This window comes from Capsulimonas corticalis (genome assembly GCF_003574315.2).
In the GTDB taxonomy this organism is placed as follows: domain Bacteria; phylum Armatimonadota; class Armatimonadia; order Armatimonadales; family Capsulimonadaceae; genus Capsulimonas; species Capsulimonas corticalis.
In genome coordinates, this window is sequence record NZ_AP025739.1 from 3,311,268 (window position 1) to 3,334,748 (window position 23,481).

Here is a 23,481-nt window from a genome sequence, read left to right on the forward strand (position 1 = left end):
ATACGGTATGGCGCGGCGGCGCTTTGATTTAAGAGCGTTTGATACGGCTGCGCCAATGTCGGCGCGCCATCTGAATGGCTCCTAACACCGCGATTGTGACGAGGGAGGGAATCGCCATTCTCCAATAAGAGCCCATCGCCAAAAGCGCAAAGATGACGGGCGCGGCAAGCCGCGCGAAGAAACCGGGCGACTCTGGATAGAAGCGGCGCGAAAATTGCGGCGTCAACCCCAGAGCGAAAATTGCTGCGAGGGCGGCGAACATTCCGGCGAATGCAATGTTGAGTGTATCCATAAATACCTTCAACGGATCGCGTGCGGAAATGTTGCGCCGATGGGCATACGATTTTAGATAAATCGGCGCCACTCTTCGGGCAGGAACAGTATGTTTTGCGCGGCGCGCAGATAGGCGAGATAAGCGCTGGCCTGCGTCAAATTTAACGTGCGCGCGGCGTGTTCGATCCCGGCGCCGACGACGATGAGCTTCGCGTCGGGAAGGTCTCCGCGACGGTTACAGCGGCCGGCCCGGCGGATGAGGTTTTCGGGCGGGCAGACCGTGCTTATCAGCACGGTGGCGTCGAGGTCGCTGGACTCGACGGCGTTCCCGGTCGTGAGGAGCAAGTAGCCTTCGCCTTCTTTCTCCAGTTCGCGCAGCTGCGCGTAGATGCGCCGGCGCTCGGAGGGCGGCTGCTCCGTATGGTAAAGAAAGACGCTGTGTGGGTAGGAGCCGGCGAGGCGCGAGCGCAGCGTGTCGGCGTCGCTGGCGGTTTCGCAGACCGCGAAGACTCGGGAGTTGATATAGTACGAGTGGCGGATCTGCTGCTCGATCTCCGCGAGCGGATCCTCAGTCATCAGATACTGGATGGTGGGGGCGACGGCGTTCAAAACTCCGGGCGCGTCGATCGCCTCCAGGAAGCTCAATTCTTCCTGGAACGGCGGCGGCATCGTGCTGCTCGCCACGATCACATCCGTGTCCTGAGCGAACAGGAATTCGACCAGGCGGTGGAAGCGCGAGAAGGCGTCCACCGAGTAGCCATGCGCCTCGTCGAAGAAGAAAAGGTCGCGGCGCAGCGCCTCGCCCTCGGCGGGGGCGAACGCCGACGCCAGGCCATGCACGCCGCCGCCGCCGAAGAAGAGGTCGAGGAATCGATGGAACGTCGTCACGACCAGATCGACATCCGCCTCCAGCGGGTTCATCTCCTCCGTCGGCTCCTCGGTCCCATCCGCGCAGTATCGCACGCCAAAGCACTCTTCCGCCGCGGCGTCGGGAACGACCACCAGGGTGCGGGGAACTTCGTCGGCGCTTGCCCAGGACTTCAGATAGGGGCCGATGCGGTAGAGGTAATCATCGAGCGGGGAGCCGTCCTGCGCGATCAGGAACAAGCGGCGAGGCGCGCCGCCTCGCCGTACGCCGAGCGCCGGGATCACCACGGCTTCCGTTTTTCCGGCCCCGCAGGGCGCGGCCAGCAGGTATCCCGCGTCGCTTTCCTGCTGAGACAATTTTTCGTAGAGCTCCGCCTGCCATTCGCGCGCGCGGGGCAGGAAACCGGCGCTGCTGAGCCGGTAGGAAGCGCTGGCGACGCTGCCTGCGTCGATCGAGGTCGCGAGTTCAGGGGACATAGCCATCAGGATTGATTATCTCTTTTGGTCGTGCGAGCGCGGGATGAATTGCGCGTTTCTTCAGTGGCGGTTACGCGGTCGGCTTGAGCAGATGGCTGCTGCCGCGCTCCGTCAGCGGAATGGCGGCGAGCCATTCGGGGAGGGCGTCGGGCGCGAACTTCTCGACGTCGAGCGTCAGGAGCGCCTCCAGCGGAACGCCGAACTGAGTCTTGCCGCCGCTGCGGTCGGCGAGGACGGCGACGCCCATCAGTTCGCCGCCATGCAGCCGCACCGCGTCGATCGTATCGCGGACACTGCCGCCGGTGGTCAGAATATCATCCACCACCAGGACGCGCTCGCCGGGATTGATATGGAAGCCTCGGCGCAGCACGCGCCCCTGGCCGTCGTCGCCGCGCTCGGCGAAGATGCTGCGCGTTCCCAGATGCTTGGCGACCTCATAAGCGAGCAGCATGCCGCCCGTGGTCGGCCCGACAACGAGCTCCACATTCTTGTCCTTGAACCGCTCGGCGATCTCGCGGCAAAGCCGCTCGACATGCTGGGGGTACTGCAATACCTGGAATTTCTCCAGATACGTCGCGCTGTGATATCCGGACGCCAGAAGGAAATGTCCCTCCAGAAGCGCGCCCGATTCCTTGAAAATCTCTAAAGCCTGATCGTTGGTCAACATAGTGCCTATGGGTTTCGGCCCGTACTCCGATGATTCCTGCTTTCGGGAACGGAATTTGCCTCAAGAATTGGAATCGCTTACCCGCTTCCCATTCGGTATACCCATTTTGCGCGCCGCGGTTCATGGGAATCCGTGGAGATTGCATTTTCCTATTGAGGGTGGTGCTGATAGACTCTCGCGCGGCGGACGCAAGGCGCGGCGCCCAGTTGTACGGCGTATTCGTCGCCGTTCAGCCGCCGGCCGGGGATCCATTGGCCGTCGGCGTAATCGCCTTCGGTGATATCGAGGAAATCGACTTCGCCGGGAGTGTGGGGATCGGCGTGAAACTGGACGGAGAACCCAAAGCCTGCGATGAGGTAATCGCCGGGGCCGAGCGTGATGATCAGGCCGCCGGCCGGCGGCTGTCCTGGCGCGAGCGCTTTTGGGAATCTGATCTGCAATCGAAAGCCGCCTAAGTCCAGGCCCGCCTCGGGGGCGGGTGTTTGGAGAATACCGCGCATCGTGTTTGTGTTGAAATGCGGCGCGAGGACGGGCGCCATGCCGGAAAGCAGGCGATAGGATTGGGCTAGGAGGGAGCCGCTCGGATCGGTCTGGATGCCGAGGGAAGCGTCCGCGACCGGTCCCGCGATGACTTCCTCCAGAGCGCCGCCGATGCTCTCGATGCCGAACGGAGAGAATCCCAGCGCGGAATGTTCGCCGATGGCGTAAAAAGCGCAGGCGGGCGCGGTGTGGTCGCGCCGCGCCTCCGGGATAAAAAGAGGGTTGCCATTGCGGGCGTAGTCGGCGCAGACGCAAGCGAAGTCATCAATATAGATGTCGGGGGCGAGAAGTTCGATCGCGGGCGCGGCGGCGCGCCAGATGTCCATCATGCGCGAAACGGGACCGCCGTTGGGATACTCGCCCGGCGGCTGGCCTTCGTACTGTACGAGCCAGGCGTTGGCGAAGTGCGGAAGGGGGTACTCGGCGCGGCCGGCTTCGGCGACGCGTCCTACGAAGCGTCCAAATCCCCACGACATAAACGCTTCGCTGGCGTCACTGCCGAAGATGTCGGCCCACATTGCGTTTGGACCAGAGTTTAGGCGTGCGTGCGCGAGGCCGGGATGCAGTGCGCCGGCGTTTTCCTGGAGGGAACCGATGAGCGAGGAAGGGACCGGCTGCGAGAAGACGCGTTCGGCGGGCGCGGAGTAGTCGCGCTGGGCGCGCATCAAGCCGACTTCATTCTCCACCTGCATCATGACGACGGTTCGGCGCTCGGAATCGACCTCGCGCAGATGGCGCATCAGGGCGGCGAAGGCGCGCGCGTCGGCTTGCACGGTCTCTTCACAGAAACTGCTCAGGGGAAGAACGTCGTGTCCGGGGCGGGACTGGGCATGGATAAATCTCGCTGGGTTTGTCTTGACCCACTCCGGGGCGTATGTCGAGCGTCCGTTTTTGAAGGCGCCGAACCAGAGCGGGACGAGACGCATGCCGTGCCGGCGCGCGCCTTCCAGTAACCCATCCACCAGCCTGAAATCGAATTCGCCTTCGACGGGCTCGATCAGCTCCCAGCTCACCGGCGTCAGCGCCGTGTTGCAGTGGAGTGACGTCATGCGCTCCCAGACACGCTCCATATAGGCAAGGCTGCTGGAACTGGAGTTATGGACTTCGCCGCCGAGCATCAGAAACGGCGCGCCGTCCACAATGAGCTGCGCGCCGCCGTCGGCGCGCTGAAGATAGGGCAATGGTTTCATGGCGCAGGGTTCGCTCCCGCCGCGCAATGTTCCTGCGTTATTTCGTGTCCCACGCGTCCCACGCTTGAGCATGGGGGTCTGCACGATTGCAACAATGATTACGGCGTGAGGCGCGATGACGATTTCGTGGCTTGATCGGCTCCCACCTTCCGATAAAACAGCAGCACGCTGCTCTTGGGCTGCGCCAGCGTGATCGATACCCCGCGCTCCATTGCCTCGCGTCCGCTCATGCGCCATTTTTTGCCCGTGAGGGAATCCTCGAACTCATACTGCCCTGCTGGATCCAGGGCGCTGAGCGGGAACGTCGCCGAGGAGTAGGGGCATGAAGCGCGGCGCATGGCGACGATGAGGCCGCTGTTGAGATCGTCGCGGTGCATCTGGTAGGCGCCCCAGACGGTTTCTTCCGAGGAATAGGGCGTGAGCGGGTAGTAGCCGCCTTCGTAGTAGGGTCGTGCGCGGGTGAAGTCCGCCATTCTCGCTTTGTGATAGCCGAGCGAGTAATCTTTGGGGATATCTTTGGGCGCGGGCAGGCCGAAGCCCATCGCGGCGCTGAGGGCGCCGTGGAAGTTATAGAGGTCGCCGAGCCGCGCTTGCGGGGTGGTTCCGTTCAGCGGCAGCCAGTAGGAAAGGCCGAGCGTGTGGAGCTGGACGCCGAGCGGGTTTTCGCCGCCCAGCGACAGATAGTCGCTGCGCCAGAGCGGGATGGCGCGTCCGGCCAGCTCGATGTCCAGACGGCGGCCGCCGCTGGCGCAGTTATCGATCAGTAAATGCGGGAAGCGGCGGTGGAGTTCGTCCCAGAAGGAGTACAGGCCCATGATGTGCCGGGTTTCCGTCAGGCCCACGTGATCGGGCGCGTCGGCTTTTTGCCAGAACTCTAGTGGCGCGACGTTGAAATCCTGACGCAGACAGTCCACATGATAATCTTTGATCATGTGGGACGTAAACTCGATCAGCCACTTCAATGCGTCGGGATTGCCCAAGTTGAGCAGACGCCGCTTGTCGCCGGGATCTCCCATGCTGAGGAACCAGTCCGGGTGCTGCGTCGGCAGCGCCGTTCCCTCCATGGCGCGTTCGGGTTCGAACCAGAGCAGGAACTTCATGCCGGCGGCGTGCGCGGCGTCGCTGATCGGGCGCATGCCGTGCGGGTGCGCGATCGGGTTCGCATTCCAGTTACCGACCTGGTCATACCATTTCGCGCTGGCTTCTTGCTCGGAAAAGCTTTCCGCCGTTCCATACCAGCCCGCATCGATCCAGAAGTAGTCGTATTTCAGACCCAGATCTTTGATATGCTGGATGGTTTGCAGCGTGGTCTGGTCTTTGACGCCGCCCCAGGAACCCTGCGTGAGCGGCGGCGTCTGAATGCGCCCATCGACGCGCGGCGTGTGGTGGTCGATGATGAACTGGCGAAGATTGTTGTTTCCGTTGATCGGTTTTCCGCTCCAGAAGACGAGGGAGATGCTGGGAGTGCGGACCTCTTCGCCGGGCGCGAGCGTGAAGTGCGTGTGCTGGAGACCGGCGGTGATCGGGATGCGATCTTCATAGCCGCGCGTGATGCTGGACGCCCACTGTCCGCTCCAGCCGATGGCGACGACCACGCCGTTGTCGCCGGTCTGCAAATTATAGTACGGCATCCAGTTGTCGGAGGAGCGGCCGCCGCCCGCGATCATCTCAAAGTCCGTCGGCGTCAGGCCCGGCTGCGTGGGCGTCACGGGATCGGCCTGATAGCGGAAATCGTCGATATCGCCATGTGAGCCGTGCGAGCGATACAGAAATGTCGTGTCGTTGTCGCCGGCCCAGTCCAGGCGCAGCGGCAGGACATTCTCAATGATCGGCGTATTTTGCGTCCCGTCGTTGCGCAGGCGCAGCACCCACTCCGCGGCGGGGCTGGCGGCGTACTGTTTGAACTCTTCGACCAGAGTCAGGCCCGTCGCGGGGTCGTGAAAAGTCTGCGTATGGAGTGTGACGCCTTGGGAGAGAGCGCCAGTCTTGGCCTTCTTGCTCCATGAAGACAAGAAATCATCGGATGATTTGCCATCGTAAACGAACGAGAAAATCTGCTTTTTGGGCGTCTGCTGCTCCGCGAGCGTTTCGCCGATCCAGTAGGACTTTCCGTCCGCGCACTCCACTCGGGCGTCGCCCCAGTCGGCGTGCGCGTAGGTGATTCGGCCGTCGAGCGCATGGACTTTGAGCGTAAACTCAGTCACATCGGGCAGCGGGACATCGACTTCATACGCGCCGTCGCTGGGCCTGCGGGTCGGGCTGGCCCAGATCTGTTTGCCGCCCGCCTCCACGGAGAAGACTAACCGCGCCGGTATGCCGTGATAGGAGAGCGTCGCCTTGTTGCGATCTAGGCCCACCCAGGCATGAAAACGCCTGGCCGGAAGGCCCGTCACGATACGCACCTCGGAATCGGCGTGCGTGCCGAGCCCATGCGTGAACGTGCGGTCGCCGATATCAATGGGTGTTCCCTGAAAGGCGCGTCCCTGCGTGAGGTATCCCCATTGCTGATGCACCCCGATCACCTGGACCATGGACGGACGCGGATTAAGCGCCGCCTCCGTCCAGCGTTGCGAGATTGCGAGCGAAGAGTGCGAATCGGACATCAGCGTTTGCCTTGAAAGAATCGAAGCGCCGGATGCGGGCAGGGGAGTTCCGCTCAGAAGAAGGGACACGCCGCAAAGAAGCAGCGCCGGAATTTCCGCGCGAATGTGTGGGATGTTCACAAAACCTCGTCCAGAGCCAGCGCTCTTTTCATTGCCGACGGTAATCTGTTGTGCTATCACAATTATACTATGACAGCAGAGTTCTGGCAATGGGGAATTTTACCTACCGCCGGCCTTCGCGCAACCCCTGGCAAACCCACCCCCGGCCTTCGGCCGACCCCTCCCGCGACGGGAAGGGTTTGTAAGATTGCCTCGTACGAAAGCCGCCTGCGACATCAATCCGAATTACCCTTCCCGTCGGCGGGAGGGGTCGGCCGAAGGCCGGGGGTGGGTTTGCCAGGAGGTGGCCGAAGGCTGGGGGAGGTCACTCGCGGCGCGCAAAGCACTGGGGGTAGATCACTTCTCCGCCACCGCCATCACCGTTTCAAAGTGCGGGGCGTCTTCCTCGCGGCCGACGATGGAGACGTCGATGGCCTGGAACTTTGCGCCGCGCAGCAGTTCGATCAGCTCGACCTGGGAGAAGCCGAGCCAGACGTCGCCGTACAGTTCGCGCGCGCCGTCGAAGTCGTGTTTGAGCAGGTCGAGAATGGCGATGCGGCCGCCGGGACGTAAAATCCGCCAGGCTTCGGAGATCGCCTTCTTGGGGTGCAGGGCATGGTGGAGCGCTTGATGCATCAGGACGAGATCGACGCACTCATTGTCCATCGGCAGTTCTTCTAAGTCGCCGAGGCGATACTCTAAGTTTGTGACGCCGTTGCGGCGGGCGATGTCCGCGCCGTACTCCACCATCTTGACGGAGTTATCCACGGCGATGACGCGTTTGGCGCGCTGGGCGAGCGAGAGCGAAAGCGTGCCTTCGCCGGCGCCCAGGTCCGCGATATCGATCGGGGGCAGCAGGCGCAGAAGCATCTCGGAAAGGGCTTTCCAGCTTCGCCCGGGAACGTAATCGCGGCCGAAGCGGCCGGCGAGTTCGTCGAAGTAGCCGCGCAGGTCGTCCTTGCGCCGGGTGAGGATCAGCTGCAAACCCTCGTCGTCGTGCGCCGCCTCGGCGATCTCTTCCGTACATCGGCTCAGGACCTCCGTGAGGATCGTCTGCGCCCCCGGCGGAGCCGAAGCCCGATAAATGCTTTTTTGGCCGACGCGCCTTGCCTCGACAAATCCCTCCTGCTTCAGTTGCGAAAGCTGCATCGAGATGCTGCTCTGGCCCACGCCGAGAATCTCCTGAAGCTCGGCGACGCTCAGATCTTCCTGCGCGAGCAGCCGTAATACACGCACACGCCCCTTGTCGCCCAGCAGTCGTAACGATTTCAATAAGTCCATAAAACTATTATATCAAGAAATCATGATTTATTGATGATTTTATTTGCAAGAGTGCGGTATAATCCGAGCGGAGGAAATTTTATGACCACCGTTTTGGATCGAGTCGTGGCGAACGACTATAAAGTCGCCGACATTTCCCTGGCCGATTGGGGCCGCAAAGAGATCTCCGTCGCCGAATACGAGATGCCCGGCCTGATGTCGATTCGTCATAAGTACGCGGCGGAGAAGCCGCTGCTGGGCGTTCGCATCACCGGTTCGCTGCACATGACCATCCAGACCGCCGTCTTGATCGAGACGCTGGTCGAGCTTGGCGCGACCGTGCGCTGGGCGAGCTGCAACATCTTCTCGACCCAGGACCACGCCGCCGCCGCCATCGCGGCCACCGGCGTTCCGGTCTTCGCCTGGAAGGGCGAATCGCTGGAGGAGTACTGGTGGTGCACCTACCAGGCGCTGGCCCATGCCGAAGGGACCGGTCCGGAGCTGGTGGTCGACGACGGCGGCGACGTCACCCTGCTGATCCACAAAGGCTACGAGCTGGAGAACGGCTCGGGCTGGGTCAACACTCCGTCGGACAGCCACGAAGAGGCGGTCATCAAAGATTTGCTCAAGAAGGTCTACGCCGAGACCCCGACCCGCTGGCATGATGTCGTCGCGGCATGGCGCGGCGTCTCCGAGGAGACCACCACGGGCGTTCATCGCCTTTATAAGATGCAGGCGGACGGCCAGCTTCTGGTCCCGGCGATCAATGTCAACGACAGCGTCACCAAGTCCAAGTTCGACAACCTGTACGGCTGCCGCGAATCGCTGGCCGACGGCATCAAGCGCGCCACCGACGTCATGATGGCCGGCAAGGTCGCGGTCATCTGCGGCTACGGCGATGTCGGCAAGGGCTCCGCGCAGTCCCTGCGCGGCATGGGCGCCCGCGTCATCGTCACCGAAGTCGATCCCATCAACGCCCTTCAGGCGGCGATGGAAGGGTACGAAGTCAAGACCGTCGAGGACACCCTGGGTACGGGCGACATCTATGTCACCTGCACCGGCAACGTCGATATCCTGACGTTCGAGCAATTGTCCAAAATGAAGGACCAGGCCATCGTCTGCAACATCGGCCACTTCGACAATGAGATCCAGGTGGACCGCCTGAACACCGCGCCCGGCGTCACGAAGATCAATATCAAGCCGCAGGTGGATCAATATACCTTCCCCGACGGCCGCAGCATCTTCATGCTCGCCGAAGGACGACTGGTGAACCTCGGCTGCGCCACCGGCCACCCGAGCTTTGTGATGTCCGCCAGCTTCTCGAACCAGACCCTGGCCCAGATCGACCTGTGGCGCAACAAGGATACGTACGAAGTTGGCGTCTACACCCTGTCCAAAAAACTGGACGAGGAAGTCGCTCGCCTGCACCTGGAGAAGATCGGCGTCAAGCTGACCACGCTGACGCAAAAGCAAGCCGATTATATCGGCGTGCCGACCGAAGGACCGTACAAGCCGGATAGCTATCGGTATTAAGAGGGGAGAGCCCTCACCCCCGGCCCCTCTCCCAATTTTGGGAGAGGGGGAGTAAGATGCCCCCCGGCCCCCACAGTTCACAGGGGTAGGTTTTTCCGACCCCGCATTGAAATACGGGGCTGGGGGTTGCTTCGCAACCAGTGCCCAAAGGGCGCCCATCGTCCCGGACGGAAGACAAAGAACCGCATACGATTGCACTCTTCCGTCCGGGACGGACGGTCGGCGCGAAGCGCCCCCAGCCCCGTAATTTATTGCGGGGTCCTTAATGCGAAGCGCCCCCAGCCGGGTAATTTATTGCCCGGTACGCGAAAAACCTACCGTTATGAGACCCTTCACAGGGGCACACATATCACAGATTTATTTGTTACAATCGCAATTTAGGATAGCCATGTCTCTGAAAACACACAACCTGGGATATCCACGCGTCGGCGCGCGGCGGGAATTGAAAAAGGCGCTGGAATCTTACTGGGCCGGTCGATCCACGCAGCAGGAACTGCGGGACACGGCGGCCGCCTTGCGCAAGGCGCACTGGATCACGCAGCGTGATGCGGGGATCGAATGGATTCCTTCCAACGACTTTAGTTTCTACGATCAGACGCTCGACGCCAGCGTTCTTTTTGGCGTGGTTCCGGCGCGCTTTGCGCATTCCCCGGGACGGCCGGTCGATCTCGATACGTATTTCACCATGGCGCGCGGCATTGACACCGAAAACCACGCGACGGCCGGCGTCGCGGCGCTGGAGATGACGAAGTGGTTCGACACGAACTACCATTACCTCGTTCCGGAGTTTGCCGCGGGGCAGACGTTCGCGCTTTCGTCGTCCAAGCCGCTGGAGGAATATCGTGAGGCGCTGGCGCTTGGGATCAAGACCACGCCGGTTCTGCTCGGGCCCGTTTCGTTCCTAATGCTTGGTAAAGCGTACGGCGAGAACCCGGACGATTTGAAAGAAATGCTTCTGCGCGATCTGCTCCCTATTTACGCTGATCTGCTCGGTCAATTGAAATCCGCCGGCGCCGAGTGGGCGCAGATCGACGAACCATGCCTGTGTTTGGATTTGACCGATCGGCAGCGGCGTTGGTATGACGATGCGTATCGCATGCTCGCCGGCGCCGATACGCCGAAGCTTTTGCTGGCGACGTATTTTGGAGAACTTCGCGACAATCTGCCGCTGGCGTGTCGCCTGCCGATTGATGGGCTGCATATCGACGCCGTACGCGCGCCCCAGGAAGTCGAGCGCGTTTGCGATGGGCTGCGGGACGATGTGCTGCTGTCGGTCGGCGTGGTGGACGGCCGTAATATCTGGCGCAATGATTTTGCGCGGTCGCTCGACATTCTTCGGACGGCGCGTGAGAGCATCGGTGCGGATCGGCTGATCGTCTCGCCCTCATGTTCGCTGCTGCATTCGCCGTATTCTTTGAAATATGAGAAGGCGATGGATGCGGAGATCAAGAGCTGGCTGGCGTTTGCGGAGGAGAAGTTAGGGGAAGTCAAAACTCTGGCCCGGCTTGCTGGGGCTGATGGCGCCCACTCTGAACTCGACGCCGCATTGCGTGAAAACCGAGCGATGATCGCCGCACGCCGGACGAGCGCGCGTATTCACGATGGGGCGGCGCAGGCGCGACTGGCGATGGTGTGTGAGGACGATTGGCGGCGCGCCACGCCCTTCGCCGAGCGCGTGAAGGCGCAGCAGGCGCATCTGAACTTGCCGTTGTTTCCCACAACGACGATCGGCTCATTCCCACAGACCGCCGAGGTTCGCGGGGCGCGCGCTCGTTTTAAGAGCGGCGAACTGTCTGCCGAGCAGTACGATGCGTTCTTGGAGGAGCAAACGCGGGACGCCGTGCGCTGGCAGGAAGAGCTTGGCGTCGATGTCCTGGTCCATGGCGAGTTCGAGCGCAACGATATGGTGGAGTACTTTGGCGAGCGCCTGTCGGGATTTGTCTTCACGCAAAATGGGTGGGTGCAGAGTTATGGTTCGCGCTGTGTCAAGCCGCCGGTGATCTTTGGCGATGTCAGCCGTCCCGCGCCGATGACGCTGCGCTGGTCGGAATTCGCGCAGTCGCTGACGAAACTGCCGATGAAGGGGATGCTGACTGGGCCGATCACCATTTTGCAGTGGAGCTTTGTCCGCGACGATCAGCCGCGATCCGTGACCGCCAGGCAGATCGCGCTGGCTCTGCGCGATGAGGTTCGCGATTTGGAAGCGTCGGGGATTTCCGTCATCCAGATCGACGAGCCGGCCCTGCGCGAAGGTCTGCCGCTGCGCCGCGCGGACCGGGACGCGTATCTCGACTGGGCGGTCGCGGCGTTCCGGCTGGCCTCATCCGGCGTCCGGGACCAAACGCAGATCCACACGCATATGTGTTACTGCGACTTCAACGACATCATCCAGAGCATCGCCGACCTGGATGCGGACGTGATCTCCATCGAGACCGCCCGCTCGCAGTCCGAGCTGCTGGAGGCGTTCGCGCAGTTCCAATATCCGAATGACATTGGGCCCGGCGTATGGGATATCCACTCGCCGCGCGCGCCGTCGGCGCGGGAGATGCTCGCGCTTTTGCAAAGCTACGCGGAAGTCGTTTCACCGGAGCGCCTGTGGGTGAACCCGGACTGCGGCCTCAAAACACGCGGCTGGGAGGAAGTGCGGCCGGCGATGCGCCATCTGATCGAATGTGCGCGGGAGGCGCGTCGCAAATGGGAACAATGATACTCTCTGAAACCGCCGACGCGAGGACATCCGTGACGTTCCAGCAGGATCCGCAAAATCCGAATCGCATTCCGTTCCTTTACAGCGCCACGCCGCCGCGCGCCGATATCGCGGAGGACCGCCGACAAAGCGCCGCGATGCGATTAGCGCAGCGCGCGAACCAGATGCGTCTCAGCGGCGTCGTGGTCTACGATGTCCAGGACGAAGGGGATCGGACGCAAGCGCCGCGTCCGTTCCCCTTCCGTCCCGCCGTCGAGACGCAAGCCTACGCGCAGCAGCTGCGCGGCCTGGTGTCGGCGCCGCTCATCACCTACAAATGCATCGCGGGGATGCAGGCGTGGGAATGGGAGCGCTGGCTTTGCGAGACCGTCCACGCCGGCGTCGAAGCCGTTTCCGTCGTCGGCCTCGCCAGCTCCACGGCGCATCGGGAAGGGATCACGCTGACGCGCGCTCTGGAGTTCGCATCCGAACACGCTCCCAAGCTCGCGCTCGGCGGCGTCGTTATCCCGGAGCGGCACGCCCGCCAGGACGAATGCGCGCGGCTCCTGCGCAAAGCCGACCTGGGATGCCGCTACTTCATCTCCCAGGCCATCTACGACCCGGCGCTGACGATCAAGCTTTTGGGCGACTACGCCCGCGCCTGCGAAGACGCCGGCGTCGCGCCCCAGCGCATCTTCCTGACCTTCGCCCCCTGCGGCTCGGAGAAGACGCTGGAGTTTATGCGCTGGCTGGGGGTACAGATTCCCGAAGAAACGGCGCAGCGGATTTTAAAGTCCGATGCGCCGTTGACGGAATCAATCCGTGTCTGTGTTTCGCACTTTCGCGAGATCCGGGAGGCTTCGGCCGATCTTGCGATCCCGCTGGGCGTCAATATCGAGAGTGTTTCCTCGAAAAAGGACGAAAGCCAGGGGGCGCTGGACCTGTACCGGGCGCTATGGATTTGACGCGGCGACGATCTTGCCGTCGATTTTCTGCGTGAACCGAAGCTGCTCGGCGGATTCCAGCGTGTAGTCGCCATCAGCGTGGCTCCACTTGAAGACAATTGCCTCACTGACTTCCAGGCGCCGCCGCTTGCCGGCGGCGTCGGAAACCCCGCCTTGCGTGATGGCGGTGGCGTAACCCGTCGCTCCGTCCGCCGCCAGATCGAGTTTGTCGATCTTGATCTTCACCACAAGGTTGTCCTGGCTGAGCGCGGTCTTGACGACTCCGTTCAAAAACTCCTGGCGTGAGAGAGAGCGGTTTGGCTCGACAAAAAAGACAAAGCGCTTGGGAAGCATGGACTGGAGCGCGGCGGAATCGTGTCGCATCGCGGCGGAGGCGAAGGTGTTGAGGTCCTTCTGCAGCGATTGCCGGACGGAGGCGGGATTGGTCTGCGCCGCCGCCTGTGTCGCCATGAGAGCGCCGGCGATCGCGAGCAGCGCTTGCGGCTTGAGTCGTGTTTTCATGGGGATCCTTTGTGACAGCCGTCTCAATCGGCGGAGAAATCGACGGTATAGACGCGCCGATCGCCGTTTGCCGTAAAGCGCAGATTGATTTTGTCGATCTTGCGTGAGTCGCGCAGTACGATCTTCCCATCCCCGTCCGCCCGGTCGCCGTCGAACGCGTCGTTGACGTCCACGCGAACGTCCCTTCCGTCCCGTCGCCAGCGTCCTTGCAGAATGACGTCGTCGCGATCGACATCCAGCGTCATGCGGAAGTCGCCGTCGCGTCGAAGCTCGATCCGTATCTTATGGATGTCGTCCCGATAGCCGCCGGTGCGCCGTTACTCGCCCTTTCCATTCGATTCCGTGGTCAGGTCCTTGAAGTCTTCCTGATGGGAGGAATCATGGTGCTTGTTCGAGTTCAGCGCGATGATCGCGCCCAGCGCCAGCATGGCGGCGCCGATGATCAGGCCGTTATTGTTGCTTCGGCCCTTGACGCGCGAGAAGCGAAAATCCGTGCGTTCTCCATAAAGACTGCGCTTGGCGCCGTCGAGCGATACGCGGTCGCCGTCGACATTGCCCTTGGTGAACATCCACTCGGAATCGCTGCGTGAACCGTAGCGCAGTCGGTCGAATGAGACGGTAAAATCTTGGTCGCGCGAACGGCGCCATTTGCCGGCGTGCACGGCTTTCCCATCCCGATCGATTCGATCCAGGATATCGCCATAATCGCGTTTGTTCCGCCAATCCAATCGCGGAGAATCCTGCTTTTCGCTGATCAGCTCCGCGTCGCCATTGTCATTCAGCTTCAGCGTATACTTGACCGCGCCGCCGTCCACGCGCTGAGTCGTCGTGTACTCCCCGGGAATATCCGCCATGGCGGGAACGGCGGCAAGAAACGCCGTCACGCCGACCGCCAATTTCCACGCTGCCAATGAGCGCTTCTTCATACAATGTCCTCTCTCCACGAACTGTATTTTCAGGGGAAAGCGCCAAAACCCTTCAACCGCCATTTTACTGATGCGGGGGTGAGAGGTCAAGCATTTGAACATTGTGTTATAAAACGCGGAAAAACATCGTTGCATGCTGTCTCGGGGGTAGAAACTGACGCTGATTACGAACGCTCCGAAGGGCATTCCGATATCGCCGACTTGCTGAACGGATGCGCGGCGTGACGATCCGCCGCGTTCCGCTCAGAAGTTATAGTGGTAGCCGTAAATCTTCATCCCCGCCGGCGTCTGCATCACGACGACATTGACCGGCTTCGCGCCGCCGGCGAACTGGGCCTGATAGTTGAGCGTCACCGTCGTGACTCCATTGTTCGTGTTGATGTACCATCCGGCCGCCCGCGCGAACGTCACTGGCCCGTGTCGCTTCTCCAAAAGCCCCTGCATGTCCTGCATCTCCGCCGCTGTGGTCGTCGCCTGAATCTGCGGCGCGAGCATGCTGTACGCCGTGGCGTATTGATGCGCGCTCAATGTCCCGAAGAACCGATCCGCGAACACGCCCGCTTCATTCGTCGTGCGAGCGCCCGCCTTGAACGCGATCACGCCGCCATAGATGGCGACGCCAAAGAGGGCAAGAATACCGATCAGCAGCGGGATAAGAAACTTAGGCGGTCCTGACGGCGGCGCGGTCTGAGCGTATGGCGGAGGGTAGTTGTTCATACTCAAATATACCATGAGTGGCGACTGAAAATCGATGTGCGCTTACGAAGCCGGATCTTGAGGCTCGTAGTCATAGCTGTCGATCATCATTCCACTTTCAGTCGGAGTGATGTCTAAAACGAGCGTTTTTTCGCCTGTTTTGGATTGCACGTGATAGCGTAATATTATTAGCTTAAGATTTGAGAACGTAGCCGTTACTACGTCCGGATCCCTACGATAAATAACCGTCTGCTGGGTCGATTGCATCGATTCTGTGCAAATACGAAGCTGTTTGAGCGTAGTTGAAGTCTGAGCCTCTGGAGTCAGGATGGCAAATGCATCGTCGTATCGCTGTGCATTCAGCGCCTCCATGAAGTGATCGCCCGTTGAGGCGGCGTCCGCCGTCTGTTGGGCCTCACGCCTCATCTGCGCCACGCCATGAAAAGCAGGGAAGATAAACAATAGCCCTGCGGTCACAAGCGGCGGAATTCTGCGGCTCGTCTTATATGGTTTGACTTCGGGCTCTTGCGGCGGCTCAGAAGTTGTCATGAGGTATGTTACCTAAGTGGGAAGCTAGACGTGTCCATAGGGTTGCAACTTATGCCTCTATCGTGTATCTATAATGATCTAGGAGGCGTTATGCAGCAAATATTTCCGATGGCCGCGCCAGGGCCGGCGACCAAGAATACCACGATGGCGATTTTTCTGTTTGTGGTGGTTGGATGTCTTGGCAGTATGATCGCCGTCCCTGGCGGCGGCGGCGTTCACTGGATCACCATCCTTGTCACGGCGCCAATTTTAGCGCTTGTCTATCGCTCTATAGCGAAAATTGGCAAGGTGACGTTTGAAGTCGGGGGCGGCGTGCTTGACATTCGAGGCGATTTCTTGCGTCACAAAATCGCCCTCAAAGACGTGAGATTGGCCGAAGCCCAGCGGATTGACCGCAAGACTGCGCCGGAGGTGTCGCCGAGGGAGCGAATGGCGGGGACAATGATGCCTGGTTATATGGGCGGATGGTTCCAGATGACCGGTCGAGGGAAGGGGCTTGTTTATGTGACCGATTGGTCGAAGGCGATCTATTTGCCGACGAATCTCGGATATCCGATCCTGCTCACTCCCGACGATCCGCAGGCGTTTCTCGACGCCATTCAATCGAACCCTCAGAGCTAAATCGAATGCCGCGAGTTCATGCAACTTAATCGGAGGGCTCGGGGTCTGTAGTGATGGAGGCATCATCATGCAGCGTGTATTTCCCATGGCCGCGCCGAGGGCGATGGCCGCGAATGTCTTGCGCGGAGTGGTTGTGTTCACGGCGATTATGTCAGTGATCAGTGTCGCGACAGTTCCCGCTAGCGGACGTTGGATCGTCGCTCTGGTTTGGATTCCGACCTTTGGGCTACTCTTTCGCGTTGCGTCGCGCATGGGCAAGGTAACGTTTGAGGTCGAAGGCGGCGCGCTCCAGATCCACGGCGATCTCTTCCGTCGCAATATTCCGCTCAGCAATTTGCGACTGTCGGAGGCACGACATCTGGATCTCAGCGGTGAGCCGGCGCTTGCGCCGGTGATCCGCCTTGGCGGAACCGCGCTGCCGGGATATCAAAGTGGATGGTATCGACTGCGTAATGGCGAGAAGGCGTTTGTGTATTTGACGGACTACACGAAAGCAATCCATCTGCCGACAACGCTCGGCTACTCGCTTCTTCTCAGTCCTGACGATCCACAGGCATTCCTCGACGCCGTGCGCGGCGCGCATTAATGCGGCTCCGTCAATTCCACGCGATGCCCGTCCAGATCGGCGATGACGGCGCGGCGGCCCCAGGGCGAGTCTGTGGCGGGGGAGATGATGCGCGCGCCGGCTGCTTCTAAGCCGGCGATTACCGCGTCGATTGAGGGGATTTGAAAGCCGATGCGAGTCCCCGCCGAGCTTTCGCCTTGTTTGGGAGGATAGATCTCAAACACGATGCCGCCGGTTTCGGACGCGCAGTGCTCCGGGCCGGTTCCGTGGCGATGCTTGTGGAATTCCAATCCCAGAATGCTGTAGAACTTTGCGGCGCGGTCGATATCTTCGGCCCGAATAACGACTAAATTGAGCTGAACGGTTGTCATCTTGCTTCCTCGCATTGATGGACCTTATTATATCCCCCGGCAGGCGGTTTTGCAGATTGTATTCTGGCGCAGCATATCTGTAAAATCCATATAAAATCCAAAATAATTCTTGTGTTTGAGATATGATTTGGATATAATGGAGCGAAATAAATCCAGATTAAATCCGAATTTTGGTTCGAAAATATAGGAATACTTGCATGAATGATAACACGGAAGCAGGAGCGCGGGGCGGCGTCCTGCGGATGACGCGGCGGCAGGCCGTTACGCTAGTCGGAGCGGCGCTGGCGAATCCGGCGGGGGCCGCGACAAATGCGGCGAATTCCGGCGCGCGGGGCGTTCCAGGCGTTTCGATGTCGCTCCGAAATTTGCGCTGTGAGTATCGGGTGGATCCGCTGGGGGTGGACGCCCGGCGGCCCCGGCTGAGCTGGACGATCGAGGGCGGCGGTGCGCGCGGCGCGCGGCAGACGGCGTTTCAGGTGCTGGCGGCGACGTCGCCGGAGCTTCTGGCGCAGGGACGCGGCGATCTCTGGGACAGCGGCCGAGTGAAAAGCGATTGGTCTTCGGGCTTGGCGTATGCGGGAAAGCCGCTGACGTCGCGCACGCGCTGCTATTGGAAGGCGCGCGTTTGGGATCAGAACGGCGAAGCGACGCCGTGGAGTGAGGCCGCCTTATGGACGATGGGGCTGCTGAATGGGTCGGACTGGAAGGCGGATTGGATTTCGGACGCCGCGCTCGCCGATCCTGCGAACCGTCCGCGCACGCCCATCCATTGCTATCGCAGCGAGATCGCGCATTCCCCGGACGTCGTGAAATGGATCGTGCTGGATCTGGGAGCATTGAAGACGTTTGACGGCGCGTGTCTGAGGCCCGCCAAGCCGGACGGGACCCATGGGGATATCGCCACCGTCTGGTATCCCGTGCGATTTCAGATTGAGGTTTCCGACTCGCCGAACTTTGACGGGGCTAAGATAATCGTGGATCGGACCGCGAGGAACGTGCGGCCTCCGCATCCCGGCTTTTCCGATCCCGAGCGCTACCAATTCCCAAAAACGTCCGGCCGATATGTCCGCCTCACCGTCCGTCGCCTCGCGCTCTGGGACGGCGATGATTATGTGCTGGGACTGGGACGGTTTCAGGTCTTTGATGGGGACACGGACATCGCCGTCGGCGCGGCGGCGAAGGCGTCCGATTCGGTGGAGACGGATCAGTGGTCCGCCAGGTTCCTGACCGATCCTCAGGCGCACATCGCGTACAGCGCCACGCCCGCCGTGCTCTCGCCGCGAATGGGCGGCCTGGATTCCGTGTCGCGTGTCCCCATGCTGCGGCGTGAGTTTCAGGTGCAAGGCCAGGTGAAGATGGCGACACTGTACTGTACGGCGCGCGGCTTTTACGCGGCGAGCCTGAACGGACAGCGCGTCACCGAGGATCTGCTGGAGCCCGGATATACGGAATACGACCAGCGGCTGGAGTACCGGGCTTACGATGTCACCCCATCCTTGCAATCGGGCGCGAATGTCCTGGGAGCCTTGCTCAGCTATGGCTGGTATGCGGGACATATGAACCTCAACGACAACGAGTATATGTATGGCTACTTCCCCCAGCTGCTCGCGCAATTGGAGATCGAGTACGCCGATGGCCGGCGTGAGACCGTTGGCAGCGATGCGAACTGGACGACGATGCTTGAGGGGCCGATCCGCTGGTCCGACATATTGGATGGGGAAGGGTACGACTGCCGCCGGGAGATGCCGGGCTGGGACAAACCGAACTTTGACGCCGCCGCGTGGAAGGGCGTCGCCGTGATTCCACGCGGAAATACGCCGATCGTGTGGGCGCGCGCTCAGCCGGTGCGCCGAATGCAGGAACTGAAGCCGGTCCGCCTCGCGCAGGTCGCGCCGGGAAAGACCATTTTCGATATGGGCCAGGAGTTCGCCGGATACTGCCGCCTGAACGCGGACGGCCCGGCGGGAACGCGCATTACCCTGAAGCACACCGAGATGCGGTACGCCGATGGGACCCTCGACCGCAATAATCTGCTGGGAACGGCCGCCCAGGAAGAGTATATTCTGGACGGCAAGGGACCGCGTGTGTTCGAGCCGCACTTCACCTATCATGGGTTTCGTTTTGTCGAGGTTACGGGACTGACGCAGCCCGCGACGCTGGATACGCTGGTCGGGGTGCACCTGCGGGCGGACGCCAAGCAAGCCGGTCACATCGAATGCTCGAACACGCTCTACAACAAACTGATGTCGGCGTCGCGCTGGACACAGCAGAACATGATGTTCGACGTTCCCAACGGCTGCGCCGGCCGCAGTGAGCGACTGGGCTGGACGGGAGACATCCGTCCGTGCGTTCAAACGGCTCTGTTCCATTTCGACAGCGCCGCGTTCTTCGAGAAGTACTGCGCCGATTTGCGCGCGAGCCAATCCGACGAGGGCCGCTTCACGGATATCTGCCCGCGCGCGCATCTGCGCGATACCGATATCTGCATCGGCTCCCCCGGCTGGGCGGACGCCGGGGTGTCTCTGCCCTGGGATTTATATCTCAATACCGGCGACACCCGCATCCTCTCGGACCACTACCGGTCGGCCTGCCGCTGGGTGGACTTCATCCATAGAAATAACCCCGATCTGATCTGGTCCAGAGAGCGCGGAATGAACTGGGGGGACTGGCTGAGCGGCGGGCCAGCTACGCCTAACGATATCGGAGCCACGGCGTTCTTCGGGCACGACGCCGATCTCGTCGCGCGCATGGCGCAAGTTCTGGGCCATAAGGCCGACGCCGCGCGCTACCGAACTTTGTTCCAGGGGATCAAGACGGCCTTCACCGATCGTTTCGTCACCCCCGAGGGCGTCATTCGGATACCCAGCCGGTCCAGTAATGTCACTGCGGCGATCCGAGCTCTCGTGAAGAATTCGAGCCTATCATTCCCGGTAACCAACACCGCGCTCGGCGGCGACCCCGCCCCGAACGTCGTGAAAGAATTGACCCTGACTTACCAAATCGGAGATCGCCGCGAAACGAAGAACTTCCCGGAAGACGCGGTTGTGGAGCTCAGCGGCGGCGGACAGTCTCTCGAAATCGTCCACGCGACCTACGGCGAGAAAACCGAGGGCGCCAATCCCGGCGACGTCCAAGGCAGTTATGCGCTGGCGCTGGATTTCGGTCTGCTGGACGCTCCGCTGCGCGCCCGCGCCGCCGCGCGCCTGGCCCAAGTTATCGAGCGCGACGGCGGGCATCCCACGACGGGCTTCTGGAGCAGCGTCGAAATGCTCAAGGCCCTGACCGAAAACGGCCTGCACGATGTCGCCGCCCGGATGCTCACCTTAACCACGGTTCCCTCCTGGGGCTACATGGTGCAGGGAGACGGGACCACTCTCTGGGAAAGCTTCACCGCCAACACTACGGTTCTCTCCCTCAACCACTGGACCCACAGCGCCATCGGCGAATGGTTCTGGCGTCACATCGCGGGCATCGCCCCGGACGAAGCCCAGCCCGGATACCAAGCCATCGTGATTCGCCCTCGTCCCTGCGCCGAAGTCAACTGGTGCAAAGCCTCCTACGAATCCCTGCGCGGCCCCGTCACGGTGGACTGGAAACGCAGTGAGACCCAGTTCACTCTAAACGTCACGATCCCCGCCAACATGACCGCCACCGTCTACATCCCCGCCGACGCCGGCGCAAAGATCACAGAAGGCGGCAAAGCGATCACCGACGCGCCCGGCGTACAACTGCTGCGCCGGGAGGCGCAGAGCAATGTCTACCGAGTGGAGGCTGGGGCATATCAATTCGCGGCGGTATGAGGAAAAAACGGTTACTCATCGTACTCTATTGGGGCGACTGCATAATCCACGCCCGGTTTCCTCGGAAGCCTCTGGTCTTGTGTGGGAGCCATTCGCACACTGGCTCCGGTGCGGAAGGTTTCGCGTCCGCAGATCGGGCAGCGCTGTTCGTCCATCGTGGGTAAGAGGATATCTCCTGTGCTGGTCGATTGACCGCCGTCGTTCTGAAACGCGCTTTCGACCATCCATCCTCCCCAGCCGCAGCTATCCTTAGTGACGGCGCACACGGCGTAGACGAGCCAGACGTAATCGGGAATCGTCACATCGCCGCGCTCGATTTCAAGCAGACTTTGGAATTTGCGTGGAAACGGCATTTGCGCGTACTCTCTTTTGCAATATTGTAAATCTGTTGTTTTCTAAGTGTGCTTCTTGATCCCCTGAACCATCCTTGGACACTTGCTGATCTCTTTCGATTTGCGCCATGCTTCTTTGTGGCGGTGCCAGCTCGTCATGTAAATCGGCATCCATATTTGCACGGCGAACGGAGCGAACATAGGACAGCCGATGGTCATCCCTTGCCCGCGCATCCACTCCACGATCTGCGCATTGCGGCTGAGCATATAGAGATGCCGTTCGCGCGAGACTGCCCGGTCCCACGCCGCGCGCAAAAGGCTTGCGCCCAGACCCGATCCCCGATAATCCGGGAGGACGTACACGGCGGCGATCTCCGTCCAGCCAAACGGCAAGTCCATGGTGAGCGCCGCGCCGGCGAATGCGCCTTCGACTTCGGCGACCTGTACGTCGCGCAGGCGCAGCAGTTCGCGGATGGTGAAGCCGAGGATATTCGGCGTCGACTTCAGCTCCTCATGCAGCGTGGCCGCTTCCTTCGGATGCAATCCCCGATGGGTAATGGTCGCGCTGTTCGTCATCCCGCCTCGACTTCGCCAATGAAATCCATATAATTGGTCTTATGCCGCTGGACGGCCTCCACCCATGACGTAGGGAACGCGACGCCTTCGCCGACGACTTCCTCAAGCGCCCGACTCACCTGATGCGCGCATGTATTCGGGCCGACGCGGCCGACGCCCGTGCCGAGCCCGGGAAACGCGACGGATTGGACATAATCCGCGATCCGTTCGCCCGCATGCTCGCCGTCCGAAAAACGGCCGTGCTTGATCAGCAAAAGCACGGCCCGCGCGGCAAGATAGGGATTGACGGTATATCCCAGCACCATCGGCACGCGCATCGTCGGCGCGGCGATGATATAGGGGAATCGCAAATCTTCCGTCTCGACAATCTCGGCGGCGCCGACCAGCAGCTCGCCATAATGCCGCGTCACAATCGCTTCCTGAAGGCGATTTTGCACTTCCCAGCCGAATCGCTCGGTATAACGCATGTCGATCCCGCCGTCCATGAAACCGAAGCTATTTGCCGGACTCACAAGGGCGTCACACGAAATATCGAAGATCGAGCCGCGATGGATGGTTACATTCGGAAAATCGCCGCAATGCAGACGCCAGGCGTCTTCGAGCCCGGCGTCGAGGGCGGTAAGGATAATATGAGGTTGGAAATCGGTGCTGGACACTGGAGCTCCTCTCGGGTACGGGACAATTCCAGTATACCCCGATGTTCGTGTTTTATTTACACATAGGTAACTTGAAGACTGATGATGGTCGATCTCCGCGTCGTTTCAATCTCCAAGCGTTGCCGAGGATGCGCAAATGGGGCAGATGATGTTCCCCATTCTAATCTCGCCTGGCAGTAATCCAGCAAAATCCCAATGGGTCGCGGAATTCAAAAGGTACAGAACTGTCCATACGGACGCGTCCTGAAATCGATAGATGGAGTGAGCGTGTCGCCGATCGTCTGAAACGGACGATCCCCAGCTGGACCGATGTTGGCGTAAATCACCGAGTGACTGCTTTGCCGCGCTTTCGATGGCGTGGATGGTCGTGTCCCACAAAGCGATCTCAGCGGAACGCCGCTCCGAACCGCTCCAGCACTCGTAGGTCTCATGGATCGCGTCCATGGGGCTTTGTCCGAATGGCGTGGGCTGGTCCACAGGACCAAGCAAGGCGAGCGTGTCCTTAATTGAGAGAAAGAACGCCCAGCGGAGATAAAGTGCGGCCAGCATACGAAATCCGCCGTCTTGATCTTGCTGACGCATGTGCTTATCTATGTGATCGAAAAGATCGGATTGGTCCGCGCCGTCTTCCACAAACAACCGAAGCTGATGCAGCAGCGGCAGCTCCATCATAATCTCAGGAACGAGGGGCGTGATTGGCGCTGTCTTACGCGACGGGCGGTTCATGA

Annotated in this window: 22 protein-coding genes; 6 read left to right on the top strand and 16 right to left on the bottom strand. The window is 61.0% G+C overall.

The genetic code is table 11. The annotated features are described in order from the left end of the window. Positions 1 to 28: 28 nt before the first annotated feature. From D5261_RS14050 to D5261_RS14075, 6 genes are all read right to left on the bottom strand, one after another. A complete protein-coding gene (locus D5261_RS14050; protein ID WP_125205899.1) occupies positions 29 to 364 on the bottom strand; it encodes a hypothetical protein in 336 nt (111 codons plus the stop codon). Then, on the bottom strand, positions 346 to 1,623 hold the full coding sequence (locus D5261_RS14055) for a DEAD/DEAH box helicase (protein WP_119320688.1): 1,278 nt from the start codon (positions 1,621 to 1,623) through the stop codon (positions 346 to 348). Before D5261_RS14055 ends, D5261_RS14050 begins: the two co-directional genes overlap by 19 nt. Before the next feature lie 64 nt (positions 1,624 to 1,687). Further along, positions 1,688 to 2,284, bottom strand: a complete 597-nt coding sequence (gene pyrE, locus D5261_RS14060) for an orotate phosphoribosyltransferase (RefSeq protein ID WP_119320687.1) — start codon at positions 2,282 to 2,284, stop codon at positions 1,688 to 1,690. A gap of 149 nt (positions 2,285 to 2,433) precedes the next feature. Further along, the gene (locus tag D5261_RS14065; protein ID WP_165864074.1) at positions 2,434 to 4,014 is read right to left on the bottom strand and encodes a GH35 family beta-galactosidase; all 1,581 of its coding nucleotides are present in this window, start codon (positions 4,012 to 4,014) and stop codon (positions 2,434 to 2,436) included. 98 nt (positions 4,015 to 4,112) lie between these two features. Further along, positions 4,113 to 6,737, bottom strand: coding sequence for an alpha-galactosidase (locus D5261_RS14070; RefSeq protein ID WP_119320685.1), 2,625 nt, complete (start codon positions 6,735 to 6,737; stop codon positions 4,113 to 4,115). Between the two features lie 336 nt (positions 6,738 to 7,073). Beyond that, positions 7,074 to 7,997 (bottom strand): ArsR/SmtB family transcription factor, encoded by a 924-nt coding sequence (locus tag D5261_RS14075; protein WP_119320684.1) that lies wholly within the window; start codon positions 7,995 to 7,997, stop codon positions 7,074 to 7,076. 81 nt (positions 7,998 to 8,078) lie between these two features. Here D5261_RS14075 and ahcY point away from each other — a divergent pair, with 81 nt between their 5' ends. The 3 genes from ahcY (at position 8,079) to D5261_RS14090 (ending at position 13,160) form a co-directional block, all read left to right on the top strand. Then, a complete protein-coding gene (gene ahcY, locus D5261_RS14080) occupies positions 8,079 to 9,509 on the top strand; it encodes an adenosylhomocysteinase (protein ID WP_119320683.1) in 1,431 nt (476 codons plus the stop codon). A 388-nt stretch (positions 9,510 to 9,897) separates the two neighbouring features. Further along, positions 9,898 to 12,216: a 5-methyltetrahydropteroyltriglutamate--homocysteine S-methyltransferase gene (metE, locus tag D5261_RS14085; RefSeq protein ID WP_119320682.1), complete on the top strand. Its 2,319-nt coding sequence runs from the start codon at positions 9,898 to 9,900 to the stop codon at positions 12,214 to 12,216. Beyond that, the gene (locus D5261_RS14090; RefSeq protein WP_125205898.1) at positions 12,204 to 13,160 is read left to right on the top strand and encodes a hypothetical protein; all 957 of its coding nucleotides are present in this window, start codon (positions 12,204 to 12,206) and stop codon (positions 13,158 to 13,160) included. Before metE ends, D5261_RS14090 begins: the two co-directional genes overlap by 13 nt. Here the strand turns inward: D5261_RS14090 and D5261_RS14095 are convergent. The 5 genes from D5261_RS14095 to D5261_RS14115 all read right to left on the bottom strand — a co-directional run bounded on the left by D5261_RS14095 (position 13,149) and on the right by D5261_RS14115 (position 15,832). After that, positions 13,149 to 13,661 (bottom strand): hypothetical protein, encoded by a 513-nt coding sequence (locus tag D5261_RS14095; protein ID WP_119320680.1) that lies wholly within the window; start codon positions 13,659 to 13,661, stop codon positions 13,149 to 13,151. The genes D5261_RS14090 and D5261_RS14095 overlap by 12 nt on opposite strands. Before the next feature lie 23 nt (positions 13,662 to 13,684). After that, on the bottom strand, positions 13,685 to 13,906 hold the full coding sequence (locus D5261_RS14100; protein ID WP_119320679.1) for a hypothetical protein: 222 nt from the start codon (positions 13,904 to 13,906) through the stop codon (positions 13,685 to 13,687). A 72-nt stretch (positions 13,907 to 13,978) separates the two neighbouring features. Next, positions 13,979 to 14,587 carry a hypothetical protein gene (locus D5261_RS14105; RefSeq protein WP_119320678.1) on the bottom strand — a complete coding sequence of 203 codons (609 nt, stop codon included), beginning with the start codon at positions 14,585 to 14,587 and terminating at the stop codon, positions 13,979 to 13,981. A 243-nt stretch (positions 14,588 to 14,830) separates the two neighbouring features. Then, the gene (locus D5261_RS14110; protein WP_125205897.1) at positions 14,831 to 15,304 is read right to left on the bottom strand and encodes a hypothetical protein; all 474 of its coding nucleotides are present in this window, start codon (positions 15,302 to 15,304) and stop codon (positions 14,831 to 14,833) included. Positions 15,305 to 15,346: 42 nt separating this feature from the next. Next, the gene (locus D5261_RS14115) at positions 15,347 to 15,832 is read right to left on the bottom strand and encodes a hypothetical protein (RefSeq protein ID WP_119320676.1); all 486 of its coding nucleotides are present in this window, start codon (positions 15,830 to 15,832) and stop codon (positions 15,347 to 15,349) included. 90 nt (positions 15,833 to 15,922) lie between these two features. On the opposite strand from D5261_RS14115, the gene D5261_RS14120 reads away from it, so the two are divergent. Both D5261_RS14120 and D5261_RS14125 read left to right on the top strand, forming a co-directional pair. Further along, the gene (locus tag D5261_RS14120) at positions 15,923 to 16,453 is read left to right on the top strand and encodes a PH domain-containing protein (RefSeq protein ID WP_165864073.1); all 531 of its coding nucleotides are present in this window, start codon (positions 15,923 to 15,925) and stop codon (positions 16,451 to 16,453) included. A gap of 67 nt (positions 16,454 to 16,520) precedes the next feature. Further along, the gene (locus D5261_RS14125; RefSeq protein WP_119320674.1) at positions 16,521 to 17,039 is read left to right on the top strand and encodes a PH domain-containing protein; all 519 of its coding nucleotides are present in this window, start codon (positions 16,521 to 16,523) and stop codon (positions 17,037 to 17,039) included. Here the strand turns inward: D5261_RS14125 and D5261_RS14130 are convergent. After that, positions 17,036 to 17,389: a VOC family protein gene (locus D5261_RS14130; RefSeq protein WP_119320673.1), complete on the bottom strand. Its 354-nt coding sequence runs from the start codon at positions 17,387 to 17,389 to the stop codon at positions 17,036 to 17,038. The two genes, D5261_RS14125 and D5261_RS14130, sit on opposite strands and share 4 nt — an antisense overlap. Before the next feature lie 197 nt (positions 17,390 to 17,586). Here D5261_RS14130 and D5261_RS14135 point away from each other — a divergent pair, with 197 nt between their 5' ends. Then, positions 17,587 to 21,189 carry a family 78 glycoside hydrolase catalytic domain gene (locus D5261_RS14135; protein ID WP_119320672.1) on the top strand — a complete coding sequence of 1,201 codons (3,603 nt, stop codon included), beginning with the start codon at positions 17,587 to 17,589 and terminating at the stop codon, positions 21,187 to 21,189. Between the two features lie 11 nt (positions 21,190 to 21,200). On the opposite strand, the gene D5261_RS14140 is transcribed toward D5261_RS14135, so the two are convergent. From D5261_RS14140 to D5261_RS14155, 4 genes are all read right to left on the bottom strand, one after another. Further along, positions 21,201 to 21,542: a hypothetical protein gene (locus D5261_RS14140; protein WP_119320671.1), complete on the bottom strand. Its 342-nt coding sequence runs from the start codon at positions 21,540 to 21,542 to the stop codon at positions 21,201 to 21,203. A 42-nt stretch (positions 21,543 to 21,584) separates the two neighbouring features. Further along, the gene (locus D5261_RS14145) at positions 21,585 to 22,097 is read right to left on the bottom strand and encodes a GNAT family N-acetyltransferase (RefSeq protein WP_119320670.1); all 513 of its coding nucleotides are present in this window, start codon (positions 22,095 to 22,097) and stop codon (positions 21,585 to 21,587) included. Beyond that, a complete protein-coding gene (locus D5261_RS14150) occupies positions 22,094 to 22,753 on the bottom strand; it encodes a macro domain-containing protein (protein WP_119320669.1) in 660 nt (219 codons plus the stop codon). The genes D5261_RS14145 and D5261_RS14150 overlap by 4 nt, the downstream gene beginning before the upstream one ends. Before the next feature lie 105 nt (positions 22,754 to 22,858). After that, positions 22,859 to 23,479, bottom strand: coding sequence for a hypothetical protein (locus tag D5261_RS14155; RefSeq protein ID WP_125205896.1), 621 nt, complete (start codon positions 23,477 to 23,479; stop codon positions 22,859 to 22,861). Between the last annotated feature and the right edge of the window lie 2 nt (positions 23,480 to 23,481).